Here is a 26,232-nt window from a genome sequence, read left to right as displayed (position 1 = left end):
TCTCAGCCCTTCACGGCATCGCCGCTGGCGCTGGGAAGGATGTAGCGCTGCAACAGCACGAACAACAGCAGCACCGGCAGGATCGAGACCACCGAGCCTGCCGCCACCAGGCGCCAGTCGAGGGAGAAACTGCTGGCCAGCTGCTGCAATCCCAGGGGCAGGGTGTAGAGCTTGGGGTCGTCGAGAATGATCAGCGGCCAGAGGAAATCACTCCAGGTGCCGATGAACACGAACATCGCCAGGGTGATCAGGTCGGCCCGCGCCGCCGGCAGCATCACGTTCCACCATTCGCCGACGGGGGTGCAGCCATCGATCCGGGCCGCCTCCTCCAGTTCCACCGGCACCGCCAGGAAACTCTGGCGCAGCAGGAAGATGCCGAAGGCCGTGGCGGCCTGGGGCACGATCAAGGCCCAGAGGGAGTTGCGCAGGCCGATCTGCACCATCAGCAGATAGAGCGGAATCATCACCACCTGGAAGGGGATCAGGATCGTGGCCACCACCAGGGCCAGCACCAGCCCGCGGCCGCGGAAGCGCATCCGGGCCAGGGGATAGGCCGCCAGGGAGCAGAACAGCAGGTTGGCCAGCACCGCCAGGGCGCTGACGATGGTGCTGTTGAGCAGGTAGGTGCCCATGGGATTGGCGGCGAACAGGCGGCCGTAGGCCTCCAGGCTCGGCTGGCTCGGCAGCAGGGCCGGGGGGCTGGTGAAGATGTCCTCCGCCGGCCCCTTCAGGGAGGTGCTGACCAGCCACAGCAGGGGCAGCAGCAGCAGCACCGCCACCAGCAGCAGCAGGGCGAGCTGCAGCCCGGTGGCCAGCGGGGAGCGGTTGGGGGCGTTCACAGACGCGGCAGTTCCGCCACCGGAAGGGCCGTCTTCTGGGGGTGGAGCGGGGCGCGCTGGCTGCCGGAGACGAGCCGGTTGAGGGCGTTGACGAAGGCCTGGGCCGCCGCCACGACGATGTCGGTGTCGGCTGCATGGCCCGAATAGAGCACCCCCTGGTGGCGCAGGCGGATCGTCACCTCACCCATGGCGTCGATGCCCTCGGTGACGGACTTGATGCTGAACTCCACCAGCTCGTTCGGCACCTGGGCCAGGTGGTTGAGCGCCTGGCAGACCGCATCCACAGGACCGGTGCCGATCGCCGCCTCGGTCAGATCGATGCCATCGCCATCCCGAAGGGTGACGGTGGCGGTGGGCTGCAGGTTGGTGCCACAGCTCACCTGCACCGACTGAAGGACGTAACGGGGGCCGTCCTGTTGCTGCACCTGCTCACTGACGATCGCCTCCAGATCCCGGTCGGTGATCTCCCGCTTGCGGTCGGCCAACTCCTTGAAGCGGGCGAAGGCGTCGTCGAGGTCGGTGCGCTCCAGGGTGTAGCCGAGCTCCTCCAGCCGGGCCCGGAAGGCACTGCGGCCCGAGAGCTTGCCGAGGGAGAGGCGGTTGTCGGCCAGGCCGACGGTGCGGGCGTCGATGATCTCGTAGGTGAGCCGGTTCTTGAGCACCCCGTCCTGGTGGATGCCGGACTCATGGGCGAAGGCATTGGCGCCCACGATCGCCTTGTTGGGCTGCACCGCCATGCCGGTGAGGTTGGACACCAGCCGGGAGGTCTTGGTGATCTCCTCGGTGCGCACGTTGGTGAGAGGGTCGCGCTGCTCCGCCGGCCGGCCCAGGAACGGATTGAAGTAGCTGCGGCGGACGTGCAGCGCCATCACCAGCTCCTCGAGGGAAGCGTTGCCGGCCCGTTCGCCGATGCCGTTGATGGTGCACTCCAGCTGGCGGGCGCCGTTCTTGACGGCCTCGAGGAAGTTGGCGACGGCCAGACCGAGATCGTTGTGCCCATGCACCGAGATCACCGCCTGGTCGATGTTGGGCACCGAGCGGTTGATGCCGGCGATGATCTCGCCGAATTCCGCCGGGGTGGTGTAGCCCACCGTGTCGGGGATGTTGATGGTGGTGGCGCCAGCGTTGATTGCCGCCTCGATCACCTGATGCATGAACTCAGGGTCGCTGCGGCCGGCGTCCTCGCAGGAGAACTCCACGTCGTCGACCAGGGAGCGGGCGTAGGCCACCATCTCCGCGGTGATGGCGAGCACCTCGGCGCGGGTCTTGCGGAGCTTGTGCTCCAGATGGATGTCGCTGGTGGCGATGAAGGTGTGGATGCGCCGGTGGGCCGCCGGGGCCACGGCTTCGGCGCAGGCCTTGATGTCTCCGCTGGCGGCCCGGGCCAGGCCGCAGATCACGGGCCCGTCCGGGGTGCCCACGGTGGCGGCGATCTTTTGAACGGCGTGAAAATCGCCGCTGCTGGCGAAGGGGAAGCCGGCTTCGATGATGTCCACCCCCAGGCGGGCCAGCTGCTGGGCGATCGCGAGCTTCTCCTCGAGGTTGAGGCTGGCGCCGGGGGACTGCTCCCCGTCGCGGAGGGTGGTATCGAAAATCAATACCCGGCCGGGATCGCGGGCCATGGGGTTAAGCGGAACAGCTATGAGTTAGGCGCACTCTAGGCGCCCGACGGCCTTGCTCCGGGAGTGGAACGTACAGTGGCTCCACAGAGGTTTCCCCATGGCCGCAGGCGATCTGGCCCTGGTGTTGCATGCCCACCTCCCCTACGTGCGAACGGGAGAACCGGGTTCGCTGGAGGAGGACTGGTACTTCCAGGCCCTGCAGGAATGCTATCTGCCGCTGCTGGCCGTGCTGGAGCGGGCCGCCGCCGACCCTGAGCAATGGCCGAAACTCACCCTCGGCCTCTCCCCCACCCTGCTGTCGCTGCTGAACGACAGGGCCCTGAACAGCCGTTTCCCGGCCTGGCTGGCCCTGCGCCGGACCCTGCTCGACCAGGCGGAACCGGAGCTGGTGCTGCCGGCGCGCCAGCTCCAGACCACGCTCGCGGCCATCGAGGCCCAGTGGCGCCAGCAGGGGGGGAGTCTGCTGCCCGGGTTCCGTCGGCTCCAGGAGCAGGGGGTCCTGGATCTGATCACCTGCGGCGCCACCCACGGCTACCTGCCCCTGCTGCGGGATTCGCCGGAGGCAGTGCGGGCCCAGCTGCTCACCGCCGTGCGCGAGCATCAGCGGCTGCTTGGTGTGCGTCCCCTGGGCATCTGGCTGCCGGAGTGCGCCTACTACGAGGACCTCGACCGGCTCCTGGCTGAGTGCGGCCTGCGTTACTCCCTGCTCGATGGCCATGGCCTGCTCCATGGCCTGCCCCGTCCCCGCTACGGGGTCTATGCGCCGATCTGCTCCACCGCTGGGGTGGCCTTCTTCGCCCGTGACAGTGAGTCCACCCTGCCGGTGTGGAGTGCCAGTCAGGGGTATCCCGGCGATGGCGCCTACCGGGAGTTCCACCGTGACCTGGGCTGGGACCTGCCGGAAGAGGCGCTTGGCGCCTTCGGCATCCGCGACCGGCGCCCCCTCGGTCTCAAGCTGCACCGGGTCAGCGCCCAGGGTTGTCCCCTGGAGCTGAAGCAGCCCTACGACCCGGAGCGGGCGGCGGACAAGGTGAAGCAGCATGCGGCGGCCTTTCTTCGCGGTCGCTCCGAGCAGATGGCCCACCTCGCCGCCACGATCGAACCGCCACCGCTGCTGGTGGCGCCCTTCGATGCCGAACTGTTCGGCCACTGGTGGTTTGAAGGGCCCCAGTTCCTGGCCGAGCTGTTCCGTCAGGGCCCGGCGATGGGCGTGGGCTTCACCCACCTGCGCGACGTGCTCAGCCAGAACCGGGCCCTGCAGGTCTGCCGGCCGGCCCCCTCCAGCTGGGGCCAGGGGGGGTACCACGACTACTGGCTGAACGACACCAACGCCTGGGTCGTGGCGGAATGGCAGCGCGCCTCCCGCGCCATGGTGCAGCGGGTCAACCGGGGAGTGGGCAGCACGGATCAACGCGCCCTGCTGACCCAGGCGGGACGCGAACTGCTGCTGGCCCAGAGTTCCGACTGGAGCTTCATCCTGAGGGCCGGCACCACCACCGGCCTGGCCCGCGAGCGGATCCACCGCCACCTCGACCGCTTCTGGCGCCTGATCGATGCCCTCGAGCACGGCACCGACCTGCCCGAGGAATGGCTGGTGGGGGTGCTACGCGAGGATGGCCTGTTCCCGGAGCTGAACGCGGCCGACTGGGCGACGCGCTCCTAGGGCGATTCAGAGGATCTGATCCAGGAAGCGCCGGGTGCGCTGGTGGCTGGGGTTGGTGAAGAACACCTCCGGTTCGGCCTCCTCCACCACTTCGCCTTCAGCCATCAGCACCACCCGGTGGGCCACATGGCGGGCGAACTTCACCTCGTGGGTCACCACCACCATGGTGATGTCGTCGGCGGCGAGGTTCTGCATCACCTCCAGCACCTCCCGCACCATCTCCGGGTCGAGGGCGCTGGTGGGTTCATCAAACAGCAAAATGCGGGGCTCCATGCAGAGGGCTCGGGCGATCGCCACCCGCTGCTGCTGGCCCCCCGAGAGCTGGCCCGGATACTTGCCCGCCTGTTCGGCGATGCCGACCCGCTCCAGCAGGGCCCAGGCCTGCTGCTCCACCTCAGCCTTCGGCCGCTTGCGCACGAGCACCGGGGCCAGGGTGAGGTTGTCGAGCACCGAGAGGTGGGGAAACAGGTTGAACTGCTGGAACACCATTCCCACCTCCCGGCGCACGGCGTCGATGTTGCGCAGGTCGTCGGAGAGCACGATGCCGTCGACGGTGATGCTGCCCTTCTGAAAATCCTCCAGGGCATTGAAGGTGCGGATGAAGGTGCTCTTGCCCGAACCCGAGGGGCCCATGATCACCACCACCTCGCCGCGCCGCACCGTCAGGCTGGCGCCGCGCAAGGCCTGGAAGCCGTTGGGATACCACTTCTCGACGGCCCGCGCCTCGATCATCAGTTCGCTGCTGGGTTGGCTCATGGGGCGGGACGCGGGATCGGTGCGGGGGAGGAGGGAATGAAGAACGCTGCTCAGGTGGCGCTGGGCACCGCGTGGGGATCAAGGCGCCGCTCCAGGGCCCGGCTGCCCAGCCCGAGGGCGGCACAGCAACCCCAGAACAGCAGCGCCAGGGTGAGGTACACCTCTCCGTTCCGCCCCAAGAAAGCCGGGTTGGCCATCACGGTGCGGGCCGTGCCGAGCAGTTCCAGCAATCCAATCAGTGACAGCAAGGTCGTGTCCTGCAGGAGCGAGATGAACTGGCCCACCATCGCCGGCAGGGCCACCCGCAGGGCCTGGGGCAGAACCACATGCTGCAGGGCCTTCGGATAGGAGAGGCCGAGGGAGCGCGCGGCCTCCAGCTGGCCCCGGGGCACGGCCGCCAGGCCGGAGCGCACTGCCTCCGCCAGATAGGCGGCGGCGAAGAAGGTGAGCACCCAGGCCGCCCGCCAGACCCGCTCGGGGGCCAGGCCGCCGGGCAGCAGAAAACCGAGGATGTTCTGGCCGAGGAACAGCAGGGTGATCAGGGGGGCTCCGCGGATGAACTCGATGTAGAGCACCGAACCCCAGCGCAGCAGGGGCAGGTCGCTGCGGCGCCCGAGGGCGAGCAGCACCCCGATCGGGAAACACAGCAGGATCGCGAAGCTGGAGGCCAGCAGGGTGAGCATCAGTCCGCCCCACTCCGAGGGGGAGACGGTGACCAGGCCCAGGCCGCCGCTGATCAGCACCATGCCCACCAGATAGATGACCGGCCACACCAGGGCGGCCAGCCGCCGGCCGGTGGGCGAAAGGTTCGCCCCGTGGCGGCCGGCCAGCCAGCGGCAGAGCACCAGCAGCAGCAGCAGCCCCCACCAGCGGGACTGGATCGCCAGGGTCAGGGCGAGGGCCCAGGGCACGGCCAAGGCGATCAGGGCCAGCAGCCCCACGGCCAGCCGGTCGTTGCGCGGCCAGCGCACGCCGGTGCGATCGGGGCGGGGGTGGGCCCGCAGCAGGCCCCAGGTGGCGCCGCTGGCTGCCACCAGCAGGGCGGTGAGCAGCCAAAGCCGCCACTGCTGCTCCACCGGGTAGCGGCCCACGGCGAAAAGGGTGCTGTTCACCCGCACCACGGCCCACTGGGCCTGGGTGAGGGCCCAGCGCAGGAACCCGAAGGCCCCCAAGCCGAGAAGCGTGATCAGGACCAGGCTCAGCGCCGCGTCGGCGGGGGTGGCGAAGAGTTCGGCGCGCAGCCGCCGCAGCTGGGAGTTCATCTCAGCGCTCCCGGATCTGAACAAGGTGGTTGAGGCCGTTCATCAGAGCCGAGATCAGCAGGTCGAGGGTGAGGTAGGCCGCCAGCAGCACCAGGATCACCTCCACCGCCCGGCCGGTCTGGTTGAGGGTGGTTTCGGCCACCGAATAAAGGTCGGTGTAGCCCACCGCCACGGCCAGGGAGGAGTTCTTGGCCAGGGAGATGTACTGGGTGTTCAGCCCCGGCACGATCACCCGCAGCGACTGGGGCAGGACGATGCGGCGCAGGGTGGCGAACCAGCTCAGGCCCAGGGAGGAGGCCGCCTCCCACTGTCCCTTCGGCACGGCGGCGATGCCGCCCCGCACCACTTCGGCGATGAAGGCCCCCGAATACACGATCAATCCGGTGAGCAGGGCGCCGAATTCGACGCTCAGGCGGAGCGGGGCCTGCCAGACCCCGTTCACCAGGGTGGGGCCCATCCAGCGCAGTCCCTCACCCAGCCCGGCGACGTACAGCCCCGACTTGGCCAGCACCACCCCAGGGAGCTGGATCGCCGCCAGGCCGTTCGGCAGGGTGAGGAACACCACGAAGTACCAGAACACCAGCTGCAGCAGCAGGGGGATGTTGCGCACCACCTCCACGTAGACCCTGGCTAGACGCCGCAGCAGGCCGTTGTGGCTGAAGGAGGCCATACCCACCAGGGTGCCCAGCAGGGTGGCCCCCACCAGACCCACCAGCACCGCCCGGATCGTGTTGACCAAGCCGGCGGCCAGGGCGCGCCAGTAAGGCAGCTGGGCATTGAAGGGAATCACCGATTCCGAGATGTCGAAGCCGGCCGGCTGCTGCAGCCAGCGCCAGCTCAGCAGCAGTCCGGCCGCCGTCAGGTTGCGGATCAGATTGCCGAGCAGGAAGGCTATCAGCAGCAGCACCAGCAGACCCACAACGGCCTGCACCACCCAGGGAACGACGCGGCGGTCGCGCCACCAGGGCGGCTTGGGGGCAGGCAGTTTCGCGGCAGACAGTGGCGATGGGGACGGGTCGGCGGGGGGGACCGGCGCCATCAACGGAAGGGCGGCGAGTAGATCAGTCCGCCATCCTTCCACTGGCGGTTGAGGCCCCGGTCGAGCTTGAGGGCGGAGGCAGGGCCGACGTTGCGATCAAAGATCTCGCCGTAGTTGCCCACGGCCTTCACCGCCTTGACCACGAAGTCGGGCGGCAGGCCGAGCTGCTTGCCGAAGTCACCCTCCACCCCCAGGAAGCGGCGCAGGTCGGCCTGGTTGGTGTTGGCCTTGGCTTCGGCCAGCTTGGCGTCCACATTGGCCTGGGTGATGCCGCTCTCCTCGGCCTGCATCAGGCCATAGACGATCCAGCGCACCGCATCGGCCCAGGCGGGATCACCGTTGGTGGTGGCGGGGGTGAGGGGCTCCTTGCTCATCACCACCGGCAGGAGGGTGTGGGCGTCCGGTTTGGGGAAGCTGGTGCGCTTGCCGGCCAGCTGGGAGCGGTCACTGGTGACGGCCACGCAGCGGTCGCCGAGGTAGGCGGCGAAGGTCTGGTCGCTGGTCTGGAACTTCAGCGGCGTGTAGGGGATGTTCTGCTCCCGCATCCGGTCGGCCAGGTTGAGCTCGGTGGTGGTGCCGCTCTCCACGCAGATCGGTTTGCCGGCCAGGCCCTTGAGGTCCTTGATGCCGCTGGCCACGGGCACCAGCACGCCCTGACCGTCGTAGAAGGTGGTGGGGGCGAAGCTGAGCCCGTTGCCGCCGGCCGCATCGCGGCTCAGGGTCATGGTGGTGTTGCGCGAGAGCAGGTCCACCTCGCCGCTGGCCAGGGCCGCGAAGCGCTCGCTGGAGTTCAGGTCGCGGTACTCCACCTTGGCCGGATCCCCCAGGACCGCGGCGGCCACCGCCTTGCAGACGTCCACGTCGAGGCCCAGGTACTTGCCGTCGGGGCCCACGAAGCTGAAGCCGGGCAGCTTGCCTTCCACACCGCAGACCAGCTTGCCCCGCCCCGTGATCGTGGAGAGCTTCTGGCTCTGCACTCCGCCATCATCCCCAGCACAACCGGCGAGCAGGCCGGCTGCCAGCAGGGAAGCCCCGAGGGAGCGGGTCCGGTTCCAGAGCATGCTTGCTTCCTTAAGGTGGCCGCATTGTTGCAGGTGCGGGCCGGCACAGGTAGGCCGCCCGGAACCTCCTCAGCGGAAGGGGGGCGCGATGTGCAGACCGCCGCGCGTCCAGAGGCGGTTGAGGCCCCGCTCCAGACCCAGGGGGGTGGCGCGGCCGAGGTGCCGCTCGAACAGCTCGCCGTAGTTGCCCACCGCTTTCACCACCCGCACCGTGAAGTCGGCCGGCAGGCCCAGCTGGCGGCCAAAATCCCCCTCCACCCCCAGGAAGCGGCGCTCTTCGGCCTGGCTGGCGTCACGCCGGGCCGCGGCAGCACGGGCCTCGACGTTGGCCTGGGTGAGGCCGCTCTCTTCCGCCTGAACCAGGGTGTGGGTGACCCACCGCACCGCATCAGCCCAGGCAGGATCCGCCTGCACCGTCACCTTGGCGCTGGGTTCCTTGCTCAGCAGCTCCGGGAGCAGCCCATGGGCGGCAGGATCCTTGAAGCCGCTGCGCTTGGCCGCCAGCAGGGAGCTGTCGCTGGTGATGGCGGCGCAGCGGCCCTGCTCGTAGGCGGGGTAGGCCTGCTCGCCCGACTGGAAGCGCAGCGGCTGGTAGGCGACCCCCAGCTCCCGCATGCGATCGGCCAGGTTGAGCTCGGTGTTGGTGCCGCTCTCGACGCAGATCGGCTTGCCGTCCAGATCCCGCAGGCGGCGGATGCCACTGGCCCTGGGCACCATCACCCCCTGACCGTCATAGAAGAAGACAGGCCCGAAGCTGAGGGTGTTGCCGCCCGGGGCGTCGCGGCTGAGGGTGTGGGTGGAGCTGATCGAGAGCAGGTCCACCTCGCCGCTGCTGAGGGCCACGAAGCGCTCGCCGGCCGTCACCGGCCGGAACTCCACGTTGGTGGCATCCCCGAGCACCGCCGCGGCCACTGCCCGGCAGAAATCGGCGTCGATGCCCACGAAGGCGCCGCCGGGGCCCACGGTGCTGAACCCCGGCACCGCGCCATCGACGGCGCAGACCAGCCGTCCCCGTTCGCGGATCTTGGCCATGGTGGGGCTGCCGGGGGACTCGTTGCCGGCGGCGCAGCCCATCAGGCCAAAGAGTGCCGCCAGTGCCAGCAGGCCCGCTCTGGTCATCCGGGCAGGATCACCCGGTCGATCACATGCACGATGCCGTTGTCGCAGACGATGTCGGCGGAGACGACGGTGGCGTTCTTGACTTCGAAGGGTTCAGCCCGGCGGATCGCCACCGGAGCCCCCTCCAGGCTCTCCCATTCCAGCTGCTCAATCAGTTGCTCCCGCCGGTAGGCGCCGGAGAGCACATGGAATTTGAGGATCCGGGCCAGCTGGGGGACGTTGTCCACCAGGGTCTGGACCGTGCCAGGCGGCAGGGCGGCGAAGGCGTCGTCGACGGGGGCGAAGACGGTGAAGGGGCCGGGGCTCTCGAGGGCCCCGGTGAGTCCGGCCACCTCGACGGCGGTCAGCAGGGTGCCGAAGCAGCCGGCACCCTTGGCGGTTTCGATGATGTTGGCCATGGGGGATCTCCTAGCGGTAGTCCGGGGTCTGGATCTGGGGCAGGCGTGCCTCGGGGCGCAGGAAGCGGTCCATCTGGGCCTCGAAGAAGCGCCGGTTGGCCATCAGGTGTTCCGGATCGGTGTCATCCAGCGGATAGAGCAGGGCGCAGCGCAGGGCCTGGATCACCGCCGAGGTGACGTTGTACATGGAGCGCTGGAAGGTGATGCCCAGCTGGATGAGCTTGTCCTCATCGCCACGCTTGTGCTGCTTGTAGAGCTCCTCCAGATAGGGCGGCAGGAAATGCAGCATGTCCTGCATCAGCAGGGTGGGAGGGATGCCGGCCGAGCCCACGGGGAACACGTCGGCATAGAGGATGCCGTAGTGAAAGTCGGCCTGATCGGCAGGCACCTGATAGGCCTGGGCGTTGTAGCTCTTGGTGCCGCGAAATGGCGCCGTGCGATAGAAGACTGCCTCCACGTAGGGGAGAGCCGCTTCATAGAGCCAGGTGAAGCCTTCGCTCTTGGGGATGATCTCGAAACACTCACCCTTGATGTAAACGTGGTGATAGATGGGCCGGCCCGCTACGGCAAAGATGCCGTTGACCAGGAAGTTCATGGCGTCGGGAACACCCTTGAAACCTCCCTCGTCGTAGATGTCGCTCATCTCGAAGAATACCGGCGCCATCACCTCCCAGAACAGGCCGAGATTGGCGTAATAGCTCATCTTCTTCACCTGCTCCATGAACATCTCAGGGAACAGGCGATAGAGGCCGAGCATCAGCGGATTGCCGCGGAAGTAGGCCTTGATGGCGCGGTCGGCGTTGGCCCGGTAAGCCTCACTGGCGAGATAGTCGTAGAAGCGGCCGCCCATGCCCTGATGCCAGAGCATGGCTTCCATGCATGCCTCGGCGAACTCCATGTTGATCCGGTCGTGCCAGAGGTGATGGAGCAGCTTCGACATCTTGCCGGTTTCGCCCTTCTCCATGAACTCCAGCAGTTCAGGATGGGCCTTTTCACCACCACGCCAGATCCGCAGCTTCGACTGATCGCCGGCGTAGGAATTGGGGAGATCGAGGTACTCCTGACTGGGAAAGTACTTGAAGGCCGGCAGGGGATCGAGAAACACCTGCTCGGCGATGTAGAGCAGGTCGCGCCAGTAGAAGTCCATCGGCACGGCATAGGCCTTGTAGATGCCGATGATCTGCATCAGGTTCTCCGGCGTGTCCGGCAGCATCGAGCCGCCGGCCTCCAGCCGGTGGATCACATCGGCATAGCGATGGGTGGAGGGCGGGATCAGGGGAGCAGTGACGGGCTCGGGGGCCGTGGCGGTGGGGGGCGTCATGACGTGCGCAGCTCCGAGGCGGAAGGGAGGGTGACGGCGACCAGGGGGGAGGCGGCGGCGGCGAGGGTGAGGGGCTGGGCGGCATCCCGGCTGAGGAACGGCTGGGTGCGCAGGGCCAGACCCGTGGATTCGGTCTCACTCCAGCCCGTGAGGGCCGTAGGCCAGAGCCCCGCCGCGATCACCAGAACGGTGAGGGCCATGGCCGGCGCCCGCTCGCTCCAGCAGGTGGAGCTCCAGTCGGCACGCTCGTTGTCGAGGCGGCCGAAGCCCACCCTGTTGAAGAGGCGGATGGCGTAGACGGCGGTGAAGCCCGAGGCGATCAGGCTCACCAGGGTGGCGCGGGGGAAGGTGGTCCAGCTGCCCTCGAACACCAGCAGCTCGGCCGGGAAGCCCGCCAGGCCGGGGATGCCGGCGGCCGCCATCATGGCCAGCAGCAGCATGCCCATGGTGAAGGGCAGCCCGCGCAGCGGATTCATCAGGCCCGAGAGCTCCGGGATGGCGGTGGTGCCGGTCTTGCGCTCGATCAGCCCCACGCAGGCGAACAGCAGGGCCACGATCATGCCGTGGGCGAGCATCTGGGCCACCGCGCCCTGCAGGCTGAGGGGGGTGGCGGCGGAGAGCCCCAGCACCAGGAGGCCCATGTGGCCGAGGGAGCTGTAGGCCATCAGGCGGCGGATGTCGCTCTGGGCGATGGCGTTGAGCGCCCCGTACACCGCGCTGATGGCGCCGGCGGCGGCGATCCAGGGCGACCAGGCGGCCCAGGTGTCCGGGAGGAAGCCCACGCCGAAACGCAGCAGGCCGTAGGCGCCCAGCTTGGAGACGGAGCCAGCCAGCAGCATCACCACAGGGGTGGGGGCCTGGCCGTAGGTGAAGGGCTGCCAGCCGTGCAGGGGAAAGACGGGAAGCTTCAGGCCGAAGGAAAGCAGCAGCAAGGCCAGGATCCAGCGTTGGGCCGTGGGGGAGAACTGGGCCTGGCGAAGATCCTCGAAGGCGAAGAGCGGACCGGCGGGATTGAACCAGGCGAAGGCCAGCACGGCCGCCAGCAGGGCCAGGCCGGAGACGGCGCTGTAGAGCAGGAAACGCACCGCGGCACCGGCCCGTTTCTCGCCCCCCCAGACCGCCACCAGCAGGGTGATCGGGATCAACACCAGCTCGAAGGCCAGGAGGAACAGCAGGGCGTTGCGGGCCAGCAAACCCGCGACGACACCCAGGTTGGTGGCCAGCATCAGCGAGAAGAACAGCCGCGGCCGGGACTGGTCAGCCGCTGCCGAGAGGATCGAATGAGAGGTGATCAGCGCGGTGAGCAGCACCAGCGGCAGCGAGAGGCCATCCAGACCGAGATCGAGCCTGAGCCCGAGTTTCGGCAGCCAGGACAGCTGCAGGTCGGCGGGGGGGTGCTGCCAACAGAGCAGGCCCACCAGCAGCTGAAGGGCGCCGAACAGGGCCGCGATGCCACGGACCCGAACGGAAGGAACGGTTGCCGGCAGCAGGGGCAGCAGCAGGGTGCCGGCCAGGGGTGCGGCCAGGAGAAGCAGGAGCGAGGACGATCCCATCAGCGGAACGGGCGAATGAGTTCGGACGGAACGGAAGGGGCGGAGGCCAGCAGCCAGGCGGCCATCAGCAGCACCCCGAGAACGAGGGTGAGGGCATAGGCCTGGGTGCGGCCTGAGGTGGTGAAGCTGAGACGGCGTGCACCCTCGAGGGCGGCACTGCCGGAGGCACCACTGAAGCCCTCGATCAGCCGGTCATCCGACCAGGCGCTGAGCCGGGCCAGGGCCACCACCAGCCACACCACGGTGCGGTGGTAGAAGCGCTCGGTCTGCATGTCGTGGGCCAGCCAGTCCTGCAGGCCGCCGAGGGCGGCGGGCAGATGGGCCAGGGGGTGGGGCCGCAGGTAAAAGGCCGCCGAGAGGCCGACGCCCACGAGGGTTGAGATCAGAAGAGGCACCGCCAGCGGACCCCAGCCCGGAAGGGGGGACAGGGCGAAGACGCCGTTGATCACCATCAGCTGCGGCAGGTGCAGCACCAGACCCATGAGCACGAAGGTGGGCAGGGCCATCAGCCACAGCACCTCCGCGGAGCGGGTGGTGAACACCGACGGACGCCCGCCCCAGATCAGTCCGAACACCCGGATCAGGCCGGCGCTGATCAGGGCATTGGTGAACAGCACCAGGCAACCGAGCAACACCGGATGGGAGCTCTCGGCCGTCAGCTCCATGAGCTCGCGCAGGGCGGCGAAGCCACCGAACGGCGGCAAGGCCATCAGGCCGGCGGCGCCTGTGAGGAAGGCCAGGCCCATCAGCGGACGCTTGCTCCACAGGCCCCCCAGCTGGGTGAGGTCCTGGGTGACGTTGGTGATCACGATGGCGCCGATCACCATCAACATCAGCGCCATCGGCAGGGGATACACCAGCATCAGGTGATCGGCCACGCTGATGCCGCCCAGACCCACCGCCACGAACAGCAGGCCGAGCCAGCTGCTCACCAGGAAGGAGAGGGCGCGTTTGACATCGATCTGGGCGAGGGCGATCAGGGAGGCCACCAGCGCAGTGGTTCCGCCCACGATCACGAGCACGGTCTGCACCAGGGGGCTCAGTTCGATCAGGGGCTCGAGCCGCAGCAGCACCCAGGCGCCGCCCACCACCACCACCGAGTTCCGGAGCACGGTGGAGGGCAAGGGGCTCTCCATGGCCTCATCGAGCCACAGGTGCAGGGGGATCTGGGCGCACTTGCCCATCGGCCCGGCGATCAAGGCCAGCAGGATCAACGGCAGAACCTGGGGAAGGGGGTTGCCGTTGTTGACCTGATCGGCGGCCCAGGCCTGCAGCCCGTGGAAGTTCCAGGTGCCGGTGATCGGCAGCAGGGCGATCAGGCCCGCCAGCAGGATCAGGTCGCCGATCCGCTTGGTGAGGAAGGCATCCCTGGCGCCCTTCACAACCAGGGGCTGGTTGTACCAGGTGCCCACGATCAGGTAGGTGCCGAGGGTGAGCAGTTCGAGGATCACATAGCTGAAGAACAGCGAATCCGTGAGCACCAGGGCGCACAGACCAGCCTCGAAGAAGCTCAGGGAACCGAAGAAGCGGGGCCAGCCCCAGTCCATTTCCAGATAGCCGATGGAATAGATCTGCACCAGCACATGCAGGCCGGTGATCACCGTCATCGCGATCAGGGCCGGCTCGGTGATCAGGCCGTCGAAGCCCACCTTCAGCCCGGCGGTCTCCAGCCAGGTCCAGCCGAAGGTGAGGGGCTTGTAGAGGGCAGCGGCACCGGCGGCGGAATTGGAATGGAGGGCCATCAGGGCGGCGGCGCTATGGACGAACGCCACGCTCACCAGGCTGAGGTTGAGATAGCCGCAGGGGCGTGGACCCGTGCGCGAGATCAGCCCCGGAGACCACAGAAGCGACAGCAGGGACGCCAACAGCGGATACAGCGGAACCAGCCAGGCCGTCTGGGCGAGGAGCAGGGTCATGGCGGGAGAACAATCGGGACCGGAGATGGCCCACGTGGTGGCGAACACTAAGATCCCGGGCGCCTGGCGGAGACCTTTCCGAAAAGGAAAGTCCTATGGGATCTGCAAGCTGTCGTTATCAGTCAGCCCTCTTCTGAGGCGGCCGCCCCCCTGGGCAAGGCGGCCCAGGCTTCAGGCGTTGGCGCTGCGGCGGCGGCGCCACAGCCGCCAAACTTTCTCCAGTTCCAGGTACAGGAAGAACACCAGACTGAAGCCCACGCAGATGCCCAGATCACGGGCCGAGAGCGGCACGGTGCCAAAGAATTTGGCAAGCGCCGGGACGTAGAGCAGGGACAACTGCAGCAGCGTGGTGAAGACCACCGCCCCGAGCAGCCAGGGGTTGGTGAAGGGATTCACCTGCACCAGCGGACGGTCGCTGCGGGCGGCCAGGGCATGACCCATCTGGGCCAGGCACAGCATCGTGAAGACCATCGTCTTCCAGGGGGCGCCAGCGCGGGAGGCCAGCACCATCATCGTGATTGTGATGGCGGCGAACACCACGCCGATGCGCAGGATGTAGCTGCCGATCCCTCTGGCGAAGATCGATTCACCGGGCTCGGCGGGGGGGCGTTGCATCAGGCCGGCCTCCCCGGGCTCCAGGGCCAGGGCCAGGGCGGGAACCCCATCGGTGACGAGGTTCATCCAGAGGATCTGGATGGGGGTCATCGGCACGCCCATCAGACCGAGCAGGGGGGCGGAGCCGATGGTGATCAGCTCGCCGACATTGCTGCCGAGGATGTATTTGATGAAGCGGCGGATGTTGGCGTACACCAGCCGGCCCTGCTCCACGGCGTTGACGATCGTGGCGAAATTGTCGTCAAGCAGCACCATGTCGGAAGCCTCCTTGCTCACCTCGGTGCCGGTGATGCCCATGGCCACGCCGATGTGGGCCTGCTTGAGGGCTGGGGCGTCGTTGACACCATCACCGGTCATGGCCACCACCTGGCCCAGGCCCTGCAGGGCCTTGACGATGCGCAGCTTCTGTTCGGGCGGCACCCGGGCATAGATGTTGCAGCGGGCGACGATCGCGGCCAGCCCGGCGGCATCGGCCTCCTCCAGCTGCCGGCCGAGCACCACTTCGGCGCCAGGTTCCACCAGGCCGATGTTGACGCCGATGGCCCGGGCCGTGAGGGGGTGGTCGCCGGTGATCATCACCGGGCGGATGCCAGCTTCCCGGCAGCGGGCGACCGCCATGGCCACCTCGGGGCGGGCCGGATCCAGCTGGGCCATCAGCCCCAGCAGCACCTGGTGCTCCAGTTCGTGTTCGGGGCTGGGGTGGTGAGGGGCGCAGGCGAAGGCGAGCACCCGCAGGCCGGAGGCGGCCAGATCGCGGGCCTGGTCCAGCCACCACTGGCGCTGGTCGTCGCTCAGGGGAGCAACGCCGGAGGCGTCGAGCCAGCGATCACAGGTGCCGAGGATCACCTCGGGGGCCCCCTTGCTGATCATCAAGGTGGTGGAGCCGGCCGCCGTGTCCCCCAGGGGGGCCTGCAGGCTGCCGTCGGGGTCCAGCACCCAGACAGCCATCAGCTGGCGCTCGGAGCTGAAGGGGATCTCGGCGTCGCGCTTGTAATGGCTGCGCAGGGCGAAACCATCCAGGTCGGCCTTTGCCGCCGCCACCACCAGAGCCCCCTCGGTGGGATCGCCAAGGATCTCCCAGCGGCCGTCGGGTTCCTGCTTGAGTTCGGCGTCGCTGCAGAGCACCCCGGCCTGGAGCAGCAGGTTCCGGCCGCCTGGGGCCAGACCGCCCTCGGCTCCAGCGGGCGGGGCCAGGTCGGTGGCCCGGAAGTCCCCGTGGGGGTCGTAGCCGTTGCCGCTGACCGCAAGCGCCGTGGTGCCGCTGCGCAGCTCCTGGACCACCTGGCGGTTGAGGGTGAGGGTGCCGGTCTTGTCGGTGCAGATCACCGTGACCGAACCCAGGGCTTCCACCGCCGGCAGGCGGCGGATCAGGGCGGCGCGCTGCACCATCCGCTGGGTGCCGATCGCCAGGGTCACGGTGATCACCGCCGGCAGCCCTTCGGGCACGATCGCCACCGCCATCGACAGGGCCACCTCCAGCAGATCCAGCAGGCGCTGCCCCAGCAACCAGCCCAGTAGCACCACCACGGCCACCAGGGCGAGGGCGGAGACCACCAGCACGTTGGCCAGCCCGTCGAGCCGTTCCTGCAGCGGCGTGGTCTCGCCACCCGCCGTGTTGATCATCTGGGCGATCTTGCCCAGTTCGGTGTCCATGCCGGTGGCGCTGACCACCGCCAGCCCGCGGCCGCGTACCACTTCGGTGCCCTGGAACAGACAGTTCTGGCGCTCCAGGACCGGGGTGGTGGGATCGAGCACCAGCATGGCCAGCTTGTTCACCGCTTCGGCCTCGCCGGTGAGGGCTGCCTCCCGCAGGCCCAGCTCGGCCACCTCCAGCAGGCGGGCATCGGCGGGCACCCTGTCACCGGCTTCCACCCGGATCAGATCCCCCGGCACCAGCTGCTCGCTGGGCAGCCGCTCCCAGATGCCGTCACGCCGCACGGTCACCAGGGGTTGGGCCATGTCGCGCAGGGCCTGCAGCGCCTGCTGGGCGCGGCTTTCCTGCAGGTAGCCCAGCAGGGCGTTGAGGCCCACGATCAGCACGATGGCGATCGCGTCCTTGGGGAAGCGCTGGGCCGCATAGGCCACACCGGCCGACACCGCCGCCACGGCCAGCAGCATGATCAGCATCACGTTGCTGAACTGATCCCAGAGGATGCGCAGGTTGCTGCGGCCGGCCTTGAGCTCCAACCGGTTCAGCCCCACCCTGGCCAGCCGCTCGGCACATTGGGCCGTGCTCAGGCCGTCGGCGCTGGCCTCCAGGCCCTTGAGGCATTCCTCAGGAGCCAGGGCGTGCCAGGGGCTCGCGGTCGTGGCGGTGTTCAACGTGGCGATTCACGAATCGCCCGAACATTAGTCTCACCCTGCAGTGGTGTTCGTCAGCGATGCGTCCGCTCCAGGACAGGCTCGCTGCGCTGCAATCGCCGCTCCAGCAGCACGCCCATCAACAGGATTAGGAGGGTGCTCAACAGCGAGGTTGGTCCCATGGCGCCGATCAGCCCAGGCCGGAAGCGGGCGGGTTGGGGCGCGCAGGACGGTCGAGCCCACGGCCCTTAGCGTCCTAAGGCATTCACAGGATGGGCCGACGCCGCATGTCCCGCCTCGACACCCTGCGGCGCCGGTTGATCGGCTCTCCCCTGCCCACCAGCGCCCATCACGAGGAGCGCTACAGCAACGCCGAAGCCCTGGCGATCCTCAGCTCCGATGCCCTCTCCTCGGTGGCCTACGCCACCCAGGAAATCGTGCTGGTGCTGGGGATGGGCGGTGCGGCGGCCCTGCCCTTCACCCTGCCGATCACCGGTCTGATCGTGGCCCTGATGCTGGTGGTGGCCAGCAGCTACCGGCAGACGATCAAGGCCTACCCGCACGGGGGCGGCTCCTACCGGGTCTCGCAGCAGAACCTCGGCCAGACCGCGGGGCTGGTGGCCGGCGCGTCGCTCTCCATTGATTACGTGCTGACCGTGGCGGTGAGCGTGGCCGCTGGCATCGCCGCCCTCACCTCCTATGTCCCCGGACTGGCTGCGGTACGGGTGCCCCTCTGCCTGCTGGCGGTGCTGCTGGTGATGCTCGCCAACCTGCGGGGTGTGAGCTCCAGTGCCAGGTTGCTGAGTCTGCCCACTTTTCTGTTCATGGGCGCCGTCGTCACTCTCGTGGTGGCGGGGTTCATCAAGACGGGGTTGGGCCAGCTCTCCCCCCTGCCGCTGGCGGAGCAGCAGCGGCTGCTGGAAGCCGCCCACCAGGGCAGCCAGGGGCTGCAGGCCATTGGCCCCCTGCTGCTGATGCGGGCCTTCAGCTCCGGTTGCGCCGCCCTCACCGGCATCGAGGCGATCAGCGACAGTGTCGGCGCCTTCAAGCCGGTGGAATGGCGCAACGCCCGTCGCGTCCTGGTGGTGATGGTGCTGATGCTGGCCCTGATGTTCAGCGGTATCAGCGCCCTGGCCAGCCAGGCCGGGCTGGTGGTGGAGGACAACGGGCCCACGCTGCTCTATCAGCTGGGGGAGCGGATCTTCGGAGATGGTCCGCTGCTGTTCCTGTTGCAGCTGGCGACGCTGCTGATCCTGCTGCTGGCTGCCAACACCGCCTACGCCGATTTCCCGCGGCTGGCCGCTTTCCTGGCCCAGGACGGCTTTCTGCCCCGCCAGCTGTGCTCCCTGGGCGACCGGCTGGTGTTCAGCAACGGCATCTTTGCCCTCAGCGCCCTCGCCGGCCTGTTGCTGGTGATCGTCGACGGCAGCGTCAGCCGCCTGATCCCCCTCTATGCCGTGGGGGTGTTCATCAGTTTCACCCTGTCCCAGGCCGGGATGGTGGTGCACTGGTGGAAGCTGCAGGACCGGGGCTGGCGCTCCCGGGCGCTGATCAACGGCATCGGAGCAGCGATCACCGCCGTGGTGGCGGTGATCCTTCTGATCAGCAAGTTCACCCATGGGGCCTGGGTGGTGGTGGTGGCGATCCCCCTGCTGGTGATGCTGTATCTCCGCATTCGCACCCACTACGACGCCGTGGCCAGGCGTCTGCGCCTTGACACCGTTGAGCGCCTGCAACTGCCGGCCTCGCCGCCCCCCGGTGGCGGCACCCCCACGGTGGTCCTGGTGGGCCAGCTGCACCGCGGCACCCTCGAGGCCCTCTGCTTTGCCCGCAGCAACGCCAGCGACCTGGTGGCGGTGCATGTTGATCTCGGTGACGGCCGCGCCGAGGCCTTCCGCGAGCAGTGGAGCCGCCAGCTGCCGGACGTTCCGCTGGAGGTGCTGGAGTCCCCCTACCGCTCCCTGGTGGACCCGGTGGCCCAGTTCGTGGGGCGCTTCGAGCAGCAGCACCACAAGGACCGCCACTCCTTCTGCATGGTGGTGCTGCCGGTGTTCGTCACCCGCCACCGCTGGGAGAACCTGTTGCACAACCAGTCGACGATCCGCCTGCGGCGGGCCCTGCGAGAGCGCGGCACCCGGGTCGTTACTACGGTCGGCTTCTACCTCTGAACGGCCCGATGCCAGCGTTCCTCACGGTCGCCGCCACACCGGAAGGCCTCATCACCCTGGCGGTGTTCGTCGGGGCGATGGTTCTGTTCGTCACCGGTTGGCTCGCCCCGGAAGTCACTGGCCTGCTGGCGGCGGCCCTGCTGGTCAGCTTCCAGGTGCTCAAGCCGGATGAGGCGGTGCAGGGTTTCGGCAGCCCCGCCCTGATCACCCTGATGGGCCTGTTCGCCGTCTCGGCCGGCCTGTTCCGCAGTGGCGGCCTGGATCGGTTGCGGGCCCTGATCGGTTCCGACGCCGTGCGCAGCCCCAAGCGCATGATCGCCCTGATGGTGGGGGTGGTGGCCCCGATCTCGGGCTTCATCCCCAACACCCCGATCGTGGCCACCCTGCTTCCGGTGATCGAAGGCTGGTGCCACCGGCGTGGCGTTTCCCCCTCAAAGGTGCTGCTGCCCCTGTCGTTCGCCACCGTGCTGGGCGGCACCATCTCCCTGCTCGGCACCTCCACCAACCTGCTGGCCAGCGATGTGAGCCGCCAGCTGGGCTTCGGTTCCCTGGAGCTGTTCAGCTTCACGGCCATCGGCATCCCTGTGTGGCTGCTGGGGGGGCTGTACATGCTGGTGGTCTCCGATCGGCTGCTGCCCGACCGCGGCAAGGGCGATGAAGACCTGCTCGGCGGCCTCGCCCGTGACGGCTACCTCACCGATGTGCTGATCCCGGAGCAGTCCGAGCTGATTGGCCAGTCGCTCCACAACAGCCGCCTGCAGCGGCGCTTCGACGTGGATGTGCTGGAGCTGCACCGGGGCCAGGACAGCTTCACCGCCCCCCTGGCCGACCTGCCCCTGCAGGCCGGTGACCGGCTGCTGCTGCGCTGCAACCGCGACAACCTGCTGCGTCTCCAGCAGGAGCACACCGTCACCCTCGCCCCGATCGGCGAGCAGGAGGAGGACCTGCGCGAGCTGGCCGGCGAGACGACCTCCCCCCAGCGGGTGGTGGAGGTGCTGCTGCCCAATGGTTCCACCCTGGCCGGGGCGAGTGTGCGGGACATGCGCTTTCGCCAGCGCTACAACGCCACCTTGCTGGCGGTGCGGCGGGGCAACCAGGTGCTGCGGGAACTGCTGGGCCGGGTGGTGCTGCAGGCCGGCGACGTGCTGCTGCTGCAGGCGCCTGTGGATGCCATTCGCGGCATGCAGGCCAACAACGACCTCGTGCTGCTCGATGAGCTCGAGAAGGACCTGCCCACCACCGATCGCAAGTTCATCGCCATGGGGATCGCGGCGTTGATGATCCTGCTGCCGATGCTCAAGATCCTTCCATTGATGGCCTCGGTGCTGCTGGCGATGGTGGCGATGGTGGCCACGGGCTGCCTGCGCTCCGGGGAGTTGCTGCGCTCGATTCGCTGGGACGTGATCCTGTTGCTGGGTTCCCTCTCCTGCTTCAGCGTGGCGATGCAGAAGACCGGCCTGGCGGAGGCCCTGGCCACCGATCTTCTGCAGTCCCTCAGGGGCTGGCCCGCCTATGGGGTGCTGCTGGTGGTGTTCGTGCTGGGTCAGCTGTTCACAGAGGCGCTCAGCAACGGCACCACCGTGGTGCTGCTGATCCCGATCGCCACCGAACTGGCCAAGGGGCTGGCGATGCCACCGATGGCCTTCATCTTCGCGATCACCTTCGCCGCCAGCCAGAGCTTCCTCACCCCGATCGGCTACCAGACCAACCTGATGGTGTTCGGCCCCGGCCGCTACCGCTTCCTCGACATGGCCCGCTACGGGGCCCCCCTTTCCATCGGGCTGGCCCTGGTGGTGCCGTGGCTGATCTGCCGACACTTCGGCCTGTAGGCGGCCGCCGGCCCGAGTCGCTCAGGCGGGAGGATCCTTGGCCTCCTGTTCCAGCTGGGCCTCCTCAAAGCGGGCCACCAGCTTCGGCACCACCAGCACGATCACCAGCAGCACCAGGGCGCCGAGGCCGAACTCGACGACCCCCTTCACCATCTGATCAAAGGGGACCCAGCGCCCGCCGAGCCAGGCCAGCCCCACCATCGTCGAAGCCCAGAGCACGGCTCCGAGCATGTTGAACAGCAGGAAACGGCGGTAGGGCATCCGCACGGCCCCGGCGATCGGGCCGGCCAGCACCCGCAGCACCGCCACGAACCGGCCCAGCAGCACCGACTTGCCGGCATGGCGCAGAAAGCGCTCCCGCAGGGCCTCCATCTGCTCCGGACTGCGGCCCAGCAGCCGTCCCGCCCGCAGCAGCAGCCCCCAGCCCGCCCGGCGCCCCACCCAGTAGCCGATGTTGTCTCCCAGGATCGCTCCGCCGGCCGCCGCCCCCATCACCCCGAGCACCTGCAGCTGGCCGCTGCCGGCCGCGTAGCCCGCCAGCAGGGTGACCGTCTCGCCGGGCAGGGGCACGCCGGCGTTCTCCAGCAGCATGGCGCCGAACACCACCCAGTACCCCCAGTCGTGGAGCAGGGATTCCAGGGTGGTGAGGCTGATGGTCCCGTCAAACATGGCCAGGGGCCAGGCCATTGCAGCGAGGAAGGAAACCAGACCCTATCTCCCTGGCCAGGCCAGTGTTCCGGTCCAGAGCCAGCGGCGGCGGCGCAGCGGGTTGGCGTGGGGCCCCGGCCAGGTGAAGCGGGGCAGCTCCAGGGCCGGGGTGGTGGGGGTCACCAGGGCGGCGTCGACGGTGGCCACCTGGAGGTAGTGGCGGCCGCAGATGTCCCCGTCGCCGGGCAGATGGCTGTTGAAGGGGTAGGAGAACGACCGGGGCGCTTCCCCCAGCACCCCGCCGAGCACGGCGCCTGATCGGACCAGTTCCTGCTCGAACTCCGCCGGGCTGATGCTGCAGCGGGGGACATGGTGGTGGCCGTGGCTGCCCACCTCATGGCCGGCGTCACGGGCCCGGCGCAGGTGGGCCTCGCTGGGGTAAAGGCCATCGGCCGCCGCCACCAGCGCGCCGGCCGTACTCCAGCACTCGGCCAGCTCCGCCAGCAGATTCCGCACCCCGGCCATGGGGGTGGCATCCCGCAGCCGGGCGATCAGGGCTGCCCCCCGCAGGTCGGCCGGCAGATCCAGCCGGCGCCGGGCCAGCTCCTCCAGGCGGGGCGCCAGGGTGGGGTGGGCCGCGTACCAGTAGAGGGCGTGCTCCCAGACCAGCTCCCCACCGGCGAGCATCCCGGTGGACTGGAAGAACACCGCGGGGATGCCCAGCGCCTGCAGGACGTCCATCCCTTCCTCGTAGTTGCAGCGCAGGCCGTCATCGAAGCTGACGATCACCGCGAACTCCTCAGCGGAAGGGAAGCGGCCCGCCCTCAGATCGGCATAGGTAAGGAAGCGGGCGCCGTTGCGCCGCAGGAACCCCAGTTCCGCCGCCAGAGCGGCGGGGGGGATCGGCGGCACCCCGAAGCGGTCGAGGAAGGGCACCCGGCCAGGCTCCTCCACCCGGTGGTAGAGCAGGCAGAGCACCTTGCCCCGCAGGCGACGGCGCCAGAGGCGATCCAGGGGCGGCAGGAACAGCAGGTCCGCCGCCCGGTTGGCCGCCCGCCCCAGGCGGCTCATGGCTGCTCCCCCCGCACCACTCGCACGGCCCCATCGCGGCGCCCCTGGTCGGCCAGGTAGTCGCGCACCAGCCCCCGGGCGATGCGGCGGTTGGCCAGCAGCCGCTGCCAGGGCTCGTAGACGTAGCCGGTGCGCCTAAGGAACAGCTTGCCCTTCTCCCACTGGGGTACCCGCGGGGCGGTGCCGGCCTCGAGCCGGCGGGCCGCCTCGATCAGCAGCTCGATGCCCACCTGGAAGCTGCGCACCTCGATGGTCTCGACGTCGTCGTCGGGCTGGATCGGCACGTGGGCCGACAGGATGATGTCGCCGCTGTCGATGCCGGGGTCGATGTGGTGCACCGTGACCCCCACCAGCTCGGGATGCCCCTCCAGGAGCATGTAGAGGTTGCAGTTGGCCCCGCGGGAATAGGGCGACAGCCCCGTATGCAGATTGACAATGCCGTGGCGGATGGCGGGGATCAGCTCCAGCACCGGCGCCCGCAGCAGCTGGGTGCCGTTCACCAGGACGATGTCGGGGGCGACCTGGCGCAGGAAATCGGCGCTGCGCTCCTCGTTGATGGCCGACGTGACCAGCACCGGCACCTCGGCCGGCAGCTCCGGCGGGACACCGTTGTGGTGGAACAGCTGCCGCTGCAGGGCCGCGCCCCGCCGGTCGTGGGGCCGCAGCAGGACGCGGGCGATCAGCTGGCGCAGCAGCCGCAGGGGGCGGCGGTACTTCGCCAGCCGGGCCGGCCAGCTGCGGCTGGCCGGTGGCGACACCTGCAGCACCACGCCCACCAGGGTGAACGCCTCGGCTGCCCGCCGGATCAGGTGGCGCTGGTAGAGGCCGTCGCAGCAGAGCACGGCCACCCGCAGGGAGCTCACGGCCATGGCGTCGCCGGGCGTAGCATCATCTGCGGATGGTACGGACGGGGCGGCCGGAAGGCGGCACAGTGGGACCGATCCAGAGCCGCCCATGGCCGTCCGTGACGTGCTGACCATCGGAGATCCCCGCCTGCGGCAGGTGAGTGCGCCGGTGCAGCGGTTCGATGACCCCGCCCTGCCGGCCCTGCTCGACGACCTGCGCGACACCATGGCCGCCAGCAACGGCGCCGGCCTGGCGGCCCCCCAGATCGGCGTGCCCCTGCGGGTGGTGATCTTCGGCATCACCCGCAACCCCCGTTACCCGGAGGCGCCCGCCATCCCGGAGACGGTGCTGATCAATCCCGTGCTCACCCCCCTGGATGAGGCGATCGACGACGACGCCTGGGAGGGCTGCCTGAGCGTGCCCGGCTGGCGCGCCCGGGTGCCCCGCTGGCGCCGCCTGCACTACCGGGGATTTGACGGCCAGGGGCGGGCGTTCGAGCGCCAGGTGGAGGGCTTCCATGCCCGGGTGGTGCAGCACGAGTGCGACCACCTTGATGGGGTGCTGTTCCCGGATCGGATGCCGGCGGGGATGCCCCATGGCTGAGCTCGTCAGGCCAACACCCCGCTGGTGGGTGCGCGGCGACCTGGACGGCTTCCTGGGCCTCGGGCTCGACAACCTGATCCAGATCCTGCTGATCGTGGCCCTCTGCCGCGGCGTGCTGGGGTATCCCGATGGGTTGATCTTCGGCACGATCCTGCCGGCCACGGGCATCAGCCTGGTGGTGGGCAACGTGGCCTATGCCGTCCAGGCCCACCGCCTGGGCCGGCGCGAAGGCCGGGACGACCGCACCGCCCTGCCCTACGGCATCAACACGGTCAGCCTGTTCGCCTATGTGTTTCTGGTGATGCTGCCGGTGAAGCTGGCGGCCATCGGCCAGGGCCTGGATTCCCAGGCCGCCTCGCTGCTCTCCTGGCGCGCCGGCCTGCTGGCATGCCTCGGCTCGGGGCTGATCGAGGCGGGGGGTGCCTTCCTGGTGGCCCCCCTGCGGCACTGGCTACCCCGTGCGGCCCTGCTCTCCACCCTGGCCGGCATTGCCCTCGGTTACATCGGGCTGGGTTTCCTGCTGCGCACCTACGCCGTCCCGGTGGTGGGGCTGGCGGTGCTGGCGGTGATCCTGCTGGCCTACTTCGGCCAGGCCCGACTGCCCCTGCCGGGCGGCGTGCTGGCGGTGCTGGTGGGCATCGTCCTGGCCGCGGCCACGGGCCTGCTGCGGCTGGATGGCCCCACCTGGCAGACCAACCTGGCCCAGGTCGGGCTGCACCTGCCCCTGCCCCAGGTGGGCGCCCTCTGGGCCGGCCGCGATGAGCTGTTGCCCTGGCTGGGGGTGACCGTACCCATGGGCCTGTTCAACCTGCTGGGCTCGCTGCAGAACCTGGAGAGCGCCGAGGCGGCCGGCGATGCCTACCCGGTGAAGAGTTCGCTGCTGATCAATGGCATCGGCACGGTCGCCGCCGCCCTGCTGGGCTCCTGCTTCCCCACCACCATTTACATCGGTCACCCCGGCTGGAAGGGCATGGGCGCCCGCATCGGCTACTCCTGGCTCAACGGCCTGGTGATGGGCCTGGGCTGCCTGTTCGGACTGTTCGGGGTGGTGGGCCAGCTGGTGCCGATCGAGGCCGGCATGGCGATCGTGCTCTACATCGCCCTGGTGATGGCGGCCCAGGCCTTCCAGGCCACGCCGCCGGCCCACGCCCCTGCCGTCGCCCTGGGGCTCCTGCCGGGCCTGGCCGGCTGGGGCTCCCTGATGCTGAAGGCGGGGCTGCGGGCCGGCGGCAGCGGCACCCCAGCGAATCCCTTCGGTCCCCAGCTGCTGCCGCCGCTGCAACAGGCGGATGTGTGGGCTGCGGGGGCCTTTGCCCTTGAGCAGGGCCAGATCCTGGCGGCGATGCTGCTGGCGGCGATGCTCGTCTACGTGATTGAGCAGCGCTTCCGCGCCGCCGCCGCCTGCGCCCTGGTGGCGGCGGCCGCCTCCTGGCTGGGCCTGATCCATGCCTGGAGCTTCACCCTGGCCGACACCGTCCTCGACCCCGGCTGGGGCAGCGGCACCCCCTGGGCCCTGGGCTATCTGGCGATGGCGGTGGTGTTCCTTCTGGGACGTCCGCAGCGCTGAACTGGGCGCTGCCTAGGGTTGGCTGACTGCATCGG

Annotated in this window: 20 protein-coding genes; 5 read left to right on the top strand and 15 right to left on the bottom strand. The window is 69.1% G+C overall.

Annotated features, from left to right (window positions below; translation table 11 throughout):
• Positions 1–2: 2 nt before the first annotated feature.
• Together KUG43_RS09035 and KUG43_RS09030 are read right to left on the bottom strand one after the other, a co-directional pair.
• A complete protein-coding gene (locus KUG43_RS09035; RefSeq protein ID WP_216908273.1) occupies positions 3–839 on the bottom strand; it encodes a carbohydrate ABC transporter permease in 837 nt (278 codons plus the stop codon).
• Positions 836–2,461: a 2-isopropylmalate synthase gene (locus KUG43_RS09030; RefSeq protein ID WP_216908271.1), complete on the bottom strand. Its 1,626-nt coding sequence runs from the start codon at positions 2,459–2,461 to the stop codon at positions 836–838. The genes KUG43_RS09035 and KUG43_RS09030 overlap by 4 nt, the downstream gene beginning before the upstream one ends.
• Positions 2,462–2,558: 97 nt before the next feature.
• On the opposite strand from KUG43_RS09030, the gene KUG43_RS09025 reads away from it, so the two are divergent.
• The gene (locus tag KUG43_RS09025; protein ID WP_216908269.1) at positions 2,559–4,124 is read left to right on the top strand and encodes a glycoside hydrolase family 57 protein; all 1,566 of its coding nucleotides are present in this window, start codon (positions 2,559–2,561) and stop codon (positions 4,122–4,124) included.
• A 6-nt stretch (positions 4,125–4,130) separates the two neighbouring features.
• On the opposite strand, the gene KUG43_RS09020 is transcribed toward KUG43_RS09025, so the two are convergent.
• The 10 genes from KUG43_RS09020 to KUG43_RS08975 all read right to left on the bottom strand — a co-directional run bounded on the left by KUG43_RS09020 (position 4,131) and on the right by KUG43_RS08975 (position 17,486).
• Positions 4,131–4,880 carry an amino acid ABC transporter ATP-binding protein gene (locus KUG43_RS09020; protein WP_286194580.1) on the bottom strand — a complete coding sequence of 250 codons (750 nt, stop codon included), beginning with the start codon at positions 4,878–4,880 and terminating at the stop codon, positions 4,131–4,133.
• A 50-nt stretch (positions 4,881–4,930) separates the two neighbouring features.
• A complete protein-coding gene (locus tag KUG43_RS09015) occupies positions 4,931–6,142 on the bottom strand; it encodes an amino acid ABC transporter permease (RefSeq protein WP_216908267.1) in 1,212 nt (403 codons plus the stop codon).
• 1 nt (position 6,143) lies between these two features.
• Positions 6,144–7,181 (bottom strand): ABC transporter permease subunit, encoded by a 1,038-nt coding sequence (locus tag KUG43_RS09010; protein WP_286194579.1) that lies wholly within the window; start codon positions 7,179–7,181, stop codon positions 6,144–6,146.
• A complete protein-coding gene (locus KUG43_RS09005) occupies positions 7,181–8,242 on the bottom strand; it encodes an amino acid ABC transporter substrate-binding protein (RefSeq protein WP_216908265.1) in 1,062 nt (353 codons plus the stop codon). The genes KUG43_RS09010 and KUG43_RS09005 overlap by 1 nt, the downstream gene beginning before the upstream one ends.
• A 69-nt stretch (positions 8,243–8,311) precedes the next feature.
• A complete protein-coding gene (locus KUG43_RS09000) occupies positions 8,312–9,361 on the bottom strand; it encodes an amino acid ABC transporter substrate-binding protein (RefSeq protein WP_216908263.1) in 1,050 nt (349 codons plus the stop codon).
• A complete protein-coding gene (locus tag KUG43_RS08995; protein ID WP_216908261.1) occupies positions 9,358–9,759 on the bottom strand; it encodes a fasciclin domain-containing protein in 402 nt (133 codons plus the stop codon). The genes KUG43_RS09000 and KUG43_RS08995 overlap by 4 nt, the downstream gene beginning before the upstream one ends.
• Before the next feature lie 10 nt (positions 9,760–9,769).
• The gene (locus KUG43_RS08990; protein WP_216908259.1) at positions 9,770–11,080 is read right to left on the bottom strand and encodes a CO2 hydration protein; all 1,311 of its coding nucleotides are present in this window, start codon (positions 11,078–11,080) and stop codon (positions 9,770–9,772) included.
• Positions 11,077–12,633, bottom strand: a complete 1,557-nt coding sequence (locus tag KUG43_RS08985; protein WP_216908257.1) for an NADH-quinone oxidoreductase subunit M — start codon at positions 12,631–12,633, stop codon at positions 11,077–11,079. The genes KUG43_RS08990 and KUG43_RS08985 overlap by 4 nt, the downstream gene beginning before the upstream one ends.
• Positions 12,633–14,549, bottom strand: a complete 1,917-nt coding sequence (locus KUG43_RS08980; RefSeq protein ID WP_216908255.1) for an NAD(P)H-quinone oxidoreductase subunit F — start codon at positions 14,547–14,549, stop codon at positions 12,633–12,635. Before KUG43_RS08980 ends, KUG43_RS08985 begins: the two co-directional genes overlap by 1 nt.
• Before the next feature lie 171 nt (positions 14,550–14,720).
• Complete coding sequence (locus KUG43_RS08975) at positions 14,721–17,486, bottom strand: cation-translocating P-type ATPase (RefSeq protein ID WP_216908253.1); 2,766 nt, start codon at positions 17,484–17,486, stop codon at positions 14,721–14,723.
• A 266-nt stretch (positions 17,487–17,752) separates the two neighbouring features.
• On the opposite strand from KUG43_RS08975, the gene KUG43_RS08970 reads away from it, so the two are divergent.
• Entirely contained in the window at positions 17,753–19,633 is a 1,881-nt protein-coding gene (locus tag KUG43_RS08970; RefSeq protein WP_216908251.1) for an APC family permease, read from the top strand.
• A gap of 8 nt (positions 19,634–19,641) precedes the next feature.
• Positions 19,642–21,462, top strand: a complete 1,821-nt coding sequence (locus tag KUG43_RS08965) for an SLC13 family permease (protein WP_216908249.1) — start codon at positions 19,642–19,644, stop codon at positions 21,460–21,462.
• A gap of 21 nt (positions 21,463–21,483) precedes the next feature.
• Here KUG43_RS08965 and KUG43_RS08960 read toward each other — a convergent pair whose 3' ends face one another.
• From KUG43_RS08960 to KUG43_RS08950, 3 genes are read right to left on the bottom strand one after another with little or no spacing between them, the layout of a single operon-like run.
• The gene (locus KUG43_RS08960) at positions 21,484–22,131 is read right to left on the bottom strand and encodes a DedA family protein (protein WP_286194578.1); all 648 of its coding nucleotides are present in this window, start codon (positions 22,129–22,131) and stop codon (positions 21,484–21,486) included.
• Positions 22,132–22,173: 42 nt separating this feature from the next.
• Positions 22,174–23,181 carry a polysaccharide deacetylase family protein gene (locus KUG43_RS08955; RefSeq protein WP_216908245.1) on the bottom strand — a complete coding sequence of 336 codons (1,008 nt, stop codon included), beginning with the start codon at positions 23,179–23,181 and terminating at the stop codon, positions 22,174–22,176.
• Positions 23,178–24,050, bottom strand: coding sequence for a formyl transferase (locus tag KUG43_RS08950; protein ID WP_216908243.1), 873 nt, complete (start codon positions 24,048–24,050; stop codon positions 23,178–23,180). The genes KUG43_RS08955 and KUG43_RS08950 overlap by 4 nt, the downstream gene beginning before the upstream one ends.
• An 85-nt stretch (positions 24,051–24,135) precedes the next feature.
• Between KUG43_RS08950 and def the strand changes: the two genes are divergently transcribed.
• Both def and KUG43_RS08940 read left to right on the top strand, forming a co-directional pair.
• The gene (gene def / locus KUG43_RS08945) at positions 24,136–24,630 is read left to right on the top strand and encodes a peptide deformylase (protein WP_216908242.1); all 495 of its coding nucleotides are present in this window, start codon (positions 24,136–24,138) and stop codon (positions 24,628–24,630) included.
• Positions 24,623–26,197 (top strand): NCS2 family permease, encoded by a 1,575-nt coding sequence (locus tag KUG43_RS08940; RefSeq protein WP_216908240.1) that lies wholly within the window; start codon positions 24,623–24,625, stop codon positions 26,195–26,197. The genes def and KUG43_RS08940 overlap by 8 nt, the downstream gene beginning before the upstream one ends.
• Positions 26,198–26,232: the final 35 nt, after the last annotated feature.

Origin of the sequence: Synechococcus sp. CCY 0621 (genome assembly GCF_019038465.1) — a bacterium.
In the GTDB taxonomy this organism is placed as follows: Bacteria; Cyanobacteriota; Cyanobacteriia; order PCC-6307; family Cyanobiaceae; genus Cyanobium.
The sequence above is the reverse complement of the archived record's forward strand: the minus strand, read 5'-3'. Positions and strand labels throughout refer to the sequence as shown.